This is a genomic window from Geobacillus sp. CCR (genome assembly GCF_052906625.1).
In genome coordinates, this window is the sequence record NZ_JBREBQ010000069.1 from 1 (window position 1) to 5,544 (window position 5,544).

A 5,544-nucleotide genomic window follows, 5' to 3' on the forward strand; every position below is an offset into this window, starting at 1 on the left:
AACTATATGATACTATATTTTACTGAATCTATCCTATTTTCAGCAAAATATAGTTAAGGCGATTCATCTCCCACTTACTCCGCTTCGCTTCGTTGAAGTGGGAGTCTTCTCGCCTAATTAAGATAAAACGGGCCATTCAGCTAACAAAAAAATAAACAGCGTGACGGGGCGTTTGGGCCAATGTTTCCTTGCCGTTTCGGCAAGGCTTTCTTTTTGCCCTCTAACCGTTATGATATACTAGAAAGTACGTACAGAGAAACGGAGGAGAACGAAGTGGCGAAAGGCATCATCCATTATGAGGTTGGGGAACAAGTTGATCTCTTTTTGCTCATCAAATCAGCAACGAAAGGCATCGCCAGCAACGGCAAGCCGTTCTTAACTTTGATTTTGCAAGATAAAAGCGGCGACATTGAAGCCAAACTGTGGGATGTCTCGCCGGATGACGAAGAGCGGTATGTGCCGGAGTGCATCGTCAAAGTGGCGGGAGACATCCATAACTACCGCGGCAAATTGCAGCTGCGCATCCGTTCGATCCGTCCTGCTCATCCGGGCGATGCCGTGCGCATCGATGACTTTTTGGAGAAGGCTCCGCTCGGCCGCGAGGAAATGAAGGCGAAAGTCATGGAATACATATTTGCGATGGAAAATCCAAACATCCAGCGCATTACCCGCTATTTGTTGAAAAAATACGAAAAGGCGTTTTTTGAGTATCCAGCGGCGACGAAAAACCATCATGAATTTATCTCCGGACTGGCGTACCACGTCGTGTCGATGCTCGAGCTCGCCAAGGCGCTCATCCATCTCTATCCGTCGCTCAATAAAGATTTGCTTTATGCCGGCGTCATTTTGCATGACCTTGGCAAAGTGATTGAACTATCCGGTCCGGTATCGGCGGCGTATACGCTTGAAGGAAATTTGCTCGGACACATTTCGATCATGGTGAGCGAGATCAGCAAGGCGGCGGAACAGCTCGGCATTCAAGGTGAAGAAGTTGTCATTTTGCAACATCTTGTGCTCGCGCATCATGGCAAGGCGGAGTGGGGCAGCCCGAAGCCGCCGCTCGTCAAAGAAGCTGAGGTGCTTCATTACATTGACAATTTGGATGCGAAAATTACGATGATCGACCGCGCGCTCGAGAAGGTGAAGCCGGGCGAGTTTACGGAACGCGTTTTTGCCCTTGACAACCGCTCGTTTTACAAACCAGCGTTTTTGTCTGTTTCAAAGCCAAAAAATCCGGGTAGTAAAGAGTAGGGGCGGAAAAAGGGGGGATGATCATGATCGAACCGATCATTGAAATCGTCCCGACGACTCAGTATGAACAGGCGAAAGAAGAGTTGAACGAGCTGCGCCGACAGTGGAAGAAAGCGAAGAAGAAAACAAAGAAGAAGCGAAACGAAGCATAAGCGTTGTCCCTAAGAAAGAGGCGGCTTTCCCGCCTCTTTCTCCATGCATACTGCCCCCTTGTTGCGCGTATAGTGTACTAAGTACAAGACAAGCATACAAGGGGGAATGGCGATGCTCAGTTTGCCTTGGTGGGTGTATTTGGTTGTTGCCGGCATTATTTTCAGCGGCTATATGACCGTAAAAACGGCGGCGCGTGAGCGGGAAATCGACGAAGCATTCATTGAAAAAGAAGGGGAGATTTACATGGAGCGCATCCGAAAGGAGCGCGAGCGGCGGAAACAAGCGAAGTCCTTGCAATAGCAGGGGCTTTCTTTTTTTGGAAGATTTCGTTTGAAAGCGTTTTTTTCGAAAAATTCTCTTTCTTTTTTTGCGAATCGTGCTAGGATAATAATATCAATGGACTACCAGGAGGCAAAGTGAGGGATGACAATGAAACGCGCGTACAACTTCAACGCCGGCCCGTCAGCGCTGCCGCTTCCGGTGCTTGAACGGGCGCAAAAAGAGCTGCTTAATTTTCAAAACACCGGCATGTCGGTTATGGAATTAAGCCACCGAAGCAAGGAATACGAGGCTGTCCATCATGCGGCGAAAGAGCGGCTCAAGCGGCTTCTAAATGTGCCGGACGGATATGACATTTTATTTTTGCAAGGCGGGGCGAGCCTGCAGTTTTCAATGGTGCCGATGAACCTCCTCACGGAAGGGAAAATCGGCTGTTATGTGCTGACCGGGGCATGGTCGGAGAAAGCGCTGAAAGAAGCGCAAAAAATCGGTTTGACAACGGTCGTCGCTTCGAGCAAAGAAGCGAACTACACATACATTCCGCCGCTTGATGACGTCCAATGGCCGAAAAACGCCGCCTATGTCCATATTACGTCAAACAACACGATCTTCGGCACTCAATGGAAGGAATTTCCAAACACGCCGGTTGACTTGGTCGCGGATATGTCGAGCGATATTTTAAGCCGTCCGTTCGATGTCAGTCAATTTGCCCTCATTTACGCCGGGGCGCAGAAAAATCTCGGCCCGTCAGGAGTCACGGTTGTCATTCTCCGCAACGATTTGCTTGAGCGCATTCCGGACGGGCTGCCGACGATGCTTGATTACCGGACGCACCAGAAGAGCAATTCGCTGTACAACACGCCGCCGACGTTTGCGATTTACATGCTGTCGCTCGTGCTCGAATGGGTCGAAGAGCAAGGCGGTGTGGCGGCGATGGAAGAGCGCAACCAGCAAAAGGCGGCCGTGCTGTATGAGGCGATTGATGAAAGCGGCGGCTTTTACAAACCGCACGCCGAAAAGGGGAGCCGTTCGCTCATGAACGTCACCTTTACGCTTCCAAATGAGGAGCTGACGAAAACGTTCCTCGCCGAGGCGAAAGAACGCGGGTTTGTCGGGCTCGGCGGGCACCGATCGGTTGGCGGCTGCCGGGCGTCGATTTACAACGCGGTGCCGCTTGAGGCGTGCGAAGCGCTCGCGTCGTTTATGAACGAGTTCCGCCGCCGTTTTGCCTGAAAATTTCTTCTTCACTTTTACACTGCAAAGTGATATAATGATAGAAAAATTCTCGAGCAAAAGATATAGACGAGGAGAGATGAGGAGAGATGAGCATGAATGTGAGAGCATTAGTATCGATGGCGCTGTTAGTCGGAATCGGAGCCGTGTTGCACGCGGTCATTCCGGGGTTGTTTTTCGGAATGAAGCCGGATATGATGCTGGCGATGATGTTTTTGGCGATTTTGCTTTTTCCAAACGTCAAAGCGGTCGGCCTTGTCGGCGTCGTCACTGGCTTGATCTCAGCCATGACGACGACGTTCCCGGGCGGACAGCTGCCGAATATGATCGATAAGATCATCACCGCCTTTGTCGTGTTTGCCCTAGCGACTTTGATGAAAGCATACAGCCAAACGGTCATTGGGGCTTCAGTGCTGGCGGCAGTCGGCACGGTCATTTCCGGCGGGGTGTTTTTGGCTGCGGCGCTCTTGCTTGTCGGGTTGCCGGGCGGAGCGACGTTTTCGGCGCTGTTTGTCACCATCGTGCTGCCGACAGCGGCGTTGAACGCAGTGGCGATGGCCATCATCTATCCGATCGCATCGTCGATTTTCCGACGGATGAACGTTACAGCGCACGTGTAGACGGCGAAAAACCCGATCATTGCTGGTCGGGTTTTTTGCTATCAAAGAGAGAGTAGGAAAAAAATACTTATGCTCCATTTGTTTTTAACGCGTATTAGACATAGCTGAGAAGCCAAGCGGTGAGCAAGCAAATGAACGCTATTCCAATATAGCGCAAAGTCCGTTCTTTCAGCAATGCTTTCGGCGGGTACGCCCGCGCTTTCCATAAGGCGAAAAATGCGTTTATAAAAAGACAGAAAAATAAGAATCCGACAGCGATAAGCAGCCATTGTATATACACCATGGCATTCTCCTCCTGTATGCGCCAAGCGCCTTATGCTTACTACTATGAATATGCAAAAAAAATCATAAAAATAAATACTTTTGTCTTTATTCCTTTTTGTTTTATTGATATAATGGAAAGTAAAAAATACGGTGAGGGAAGAGTGGGTGGAACGATGAAAGCGACAGAACAGCATTATTCCATCAAAGAGGCGATGTTATTCAGCCAACGAATTGCCCAGCTGAGCAAAGCGCTATGGAAATCGATTGAAAAAGATTGGCAGCGGTGGATCAAGCCGTTTGACTTGAACATTAACGAACATCACATTTTATGGATCGCCTACCACTTCAAAGGAGCCTCGATTTCGGAAATCGCCAAGTTCGGTGTGATGCATGTGTCGACGGCGTTCAACTTCTCAAAGAAATTAGAAGAAAAAGGATTGCTTTCGTTTTCCAAAAAACAGGATGACAAGCGCAATACGTACATTGAGTTGACGGAAAAAGGAGAAGAAGTGTTGATGAAGCTGATGGAGACGTATGACCCGACGAAAAATGCCGTTTTCAATGGGGCGTTGCCGTTGCGCGAGTTGTACGGAAAGTTTCCAGAAATTTTAGAAATGATGTGCATCGTCCGCAACATTTATGGCGATGATTTCATGGAAATTTTTGAGCGGGCGTTTGAAAACATTAAAGAAGATTTTATCGAGCAGGACGGCAAACTTGTCAAGCGAAAGCCGAAAACGGAAGAGCACGAGAAAGAATTGGCCAGCCAGGCTAACTGATGGTGCGAATGAGCGTTTTTAGCTCGGTCATCAGCGGGACAAACATTTGTTGGGCCAAAAGAGCGTCAACTGTCTGTTCCAGCGGAAGGTTCGGATGAAGCATCCCAGCAAACTGCACGAGCAGGGGAGTGAAAATCGTCAACCCTTCCGCTTTTTGCTGTTCGTATTGGTCGGCAAGCTCTTGGCAAAACGCCAAGAAGGCGTCGACTTCTTCTTTGGTCAAATCCGCGCGGATGATGAGGGAATAAAATGGTTTTTTCGTTTCGTCGATCATTTCCATCAGCAGAGACTGGTGAAATTCCAGCTTGGCCACTCGCTTTTCCAACGATTCCATATATCGTGCTCCTTTTGGTGACGAAAATGTGACCGTTTTTACGTATATTTTACCGAATTTGTGCGCATTCACCAATAGAAAAATCGGTTTGTGTCCGGAAAAAGAAAAATGATTGATTTCCAGCCATGAACGATGTAAAGTTAAAGCCATGGGCGGCGTTTGGTGAAGATCAAAGAGGAGGGGAACAGTTTTGGTGCTTTATTTCATCCTCCTGGCGGTTACGGTCTTATTTTTTATCAACCAGCTCACACACTCGCTTTGCGCGCAGCGTGACATCCCGGAGGAGCAGCAGCCGGCGGTTTTTCGCACGATTAATGTCCTTATTACGATTTTATTAATCTCTTCTTACTTTGAAGTGTTGTTTACATGACTTTTCCCTGCTCTGACGGTTGATGCGGGGATTGTTATGTTTTTCTTTTGATGGAGTGAGTTCCATTGTCGTTGCCTCTCCCTTCGTTTCAAGGAAGGCGGCAAAAAAGGGTGCTCCTTTTGCGGGAGCACCCTCTTTCGTGTGCGCCCGGCATGGGTGCAGTCTATAGGGTGAAAGTCCCGAACTGCGAAGGCAGAAGTAGCAGTTAGCTTAACGCAAGGGTGTCTGCGGCGACGCAGAATCTGAAGGAAGCGGGCGGCA

The 5,544-nt window shown here is 48.9% G+C and carries 9 protein-coding genes; 7 read left to right on the forward strand and 2 right to left on the reverse strand.

What is annotated here, in order from left to right; all coding sequences use genetic code 11:
- Nucleotides 1-273: 273 nt before the first annotated feature.
- The 5 genes from yhaM to ACVBDQ_RS17470 all read left to right on the forward strand — a co-directional run bounded on the left by yhaM (nt 274) and on the right by ACVBDQ_RS17470 (nt 3,536).
- Nucleotides 274-1,251, forward strand: coding sequence for a 3'-5' exoribonuclease YhaM (gene yhaM / locus ACVBDQ_RS17450; protein WP_011230150.1), 978 nt, complete (start codon nt 274-276; stop codon nt 1,249-1,251).
- Nucleotides 1,252-1,274: 23 nt separating this feature from the next.
- Nucleotides 1,275-1,403 carry a hypothetical protein gene (locus ACVBDQ_RS17455; protein ID WP_014194989.1) on the forward strand — a complete coding sequence of 43 codons (129 nt, stop codon included), beginning with the start codon at nt 1,275-1,277 and terminating at the stop codon, nt 1,401-1,403.
- Between the two features lie 112 nt (nt 1,404-1,515).
- Nucleotides 1,516-1,704 carry a sporulation YhaL family protein gene (locus tag ACVBDQ_RS17460; protein ID WP_011230152.1) on the forward strand — a complete coding sequence of 63 codons (189 nt, stop codon included), beginning with the start codon at nt 1,516-1,518 and terminating at the stop codon, nt 1,702-1,704.
- A 129-nt stretch (nt 1,705-1,833) separates the two neighbouring features.
- A complete protein-coding gene (serC, locus tag ACVBDQ_RS17465) occupies nt 1,834-2,916 on the forward strand; it encodes a 3-phosphoserine/phosphohydroxythreonine transaminase (RefSeq protein WP_011230153.1) in 1,083 nt (360 codons plus the stop codon).
- A 95-nt stretch (nt 2,917-3,011) separates the two neighbouring features.
- Nucleotides 3,012-3,536: a tryptophan transporter gene (locus ACVBDQ_RS17470; protein ID WP_011230154.1), complete on the forward strand. Its 525-nt coding sequence runs from the start codon at nt 3,012-3,014 to the stop codon at nt 3,534-3,536.
- 94 nt (nt 3,537-3,630) lie between these two features.
- Here ACVBDQ_RS17470 and ACVBDQ_RS17475 read toward each other — a convergent pair whose 3' ends face one another.
- Nucleotides 3,631-3,819 (reverse strand): hypothetical protein, encoded by a 189-nt coding sequence (locus ACVBDQ_RS17475; RefSeq protein WP_013146234.1) that lies wholly within the window; start codon nt 3,817-3,819, stop codon nt 3,631-3,633.
- Nucleotides 3,820-3,973: 154 nt separating this feature from the next.
- Between ACVBDQ_RS17475 and ACVBDQ_RS17480 the strand changes: the two genes are divergently transcribed.
- Entirely contained in the window at nt 3,974-4,579 is a 606-nt protein-coding gene (locus ACVBDQ_RS17480; RefSeq protein ID WP_011230156.1) for an HTH-type transcriptional regulator Hpr, read from the forward strand.
- On the opposite strand, the gene ACVBDQ_RS17485 is transcribed toward ACVBDQ_RS17480, so the two are convergent.
- Nucleotides 4,572-4,913 (reverse strand): YhaI family protein, encoded by a 342-nt coding sequence (locus tag ACVBDQ_RS17485; protein WP_011230157.1) that lies wholly within the window; start codon nt 4,911-4,913, stop codon nt 4,572-4,574. The two genes, ACVBDQ_RS17480 and ACVBDQ_RS17485, sit on opposite strands and share 8 nt — an antisense overlap.
- Nucleotides 4,914-5,103: 190 nt before the next feature.
- Here ACVBDQ_RS17485 and ACVBDQ_RS17490 point away from each other — a divergent pair, with 190 nt between their 5' ends.
- Nucleotides 5,104-5,283 (forward strand): hypothetical protein, encoded by a 180-nt coding sequence (locus ACVBDQ_RS17490; RefSeq protein ID WP_011230158.1) that lies wholly within the window; start codon nt 5,104-5,106, stop codon nt 5,281-5,283.
- Nucleotides 5,284-5,544: the final 261 nt, after the last annotated feature.

What these genes read in the sequence shown, in the direction of transcription:
- serC (WP_011230153.1), top strand. Translation starts at nt 1,834, where the DNA reads ATGAAACGCGCGTACAACTTCAACGCCGGCCCGTCAGCGCTGCCGCTT.
- ACVBDQ_RS17455 (WP_014194989.1), top strand. Translation starts at nt 1,275, where the DNA reads ATGATCGAACCGATCATTGAAATCGTCCCGACGACTCAGTATGAACAG.
- ACVBDQ_RS17475 (WP_013146234.1), bottom strand. Translation starts at nt 3,819, where the DNA reads ATGGTGTATATACAATGGCTGCTTATCGCTGTCGGATTCTTATTTTTC.
- ACVBDQ_RS17480 (WP_011230156.1), top strand. Translation starts at nt 3,974, where the DNA reads ATGAAAGCGACAGAACAGCATTATTCCATCAAAGAGGCGATGTTATTC.
- ACVBDQ_RS17485 (WP_011230157.1), bottom strand. Translation starts at nt 4,913, where the DNA reads ATGGAATCGTTGGAAAAGCGAGTGGCCAAGCTGGAATTTCACCAGTCT.
- ACVBDQ_RS17470 (WP_011230154.1), top strand. Translation starts at nt 3,012, where the DNA reads ATGAATGTGAGAGCATTAGTATCGATGGCGCTGTTAGTCGGAATCGGA.
- ACVBDQ_RS17460 (WP_011230152.1), top strand. Translation starts at nt 1,516, where the DNA reads ATGCTCAGTTTGCCTTGGTGGGTGTATTTGGTTGTTGCCGGCATTATT.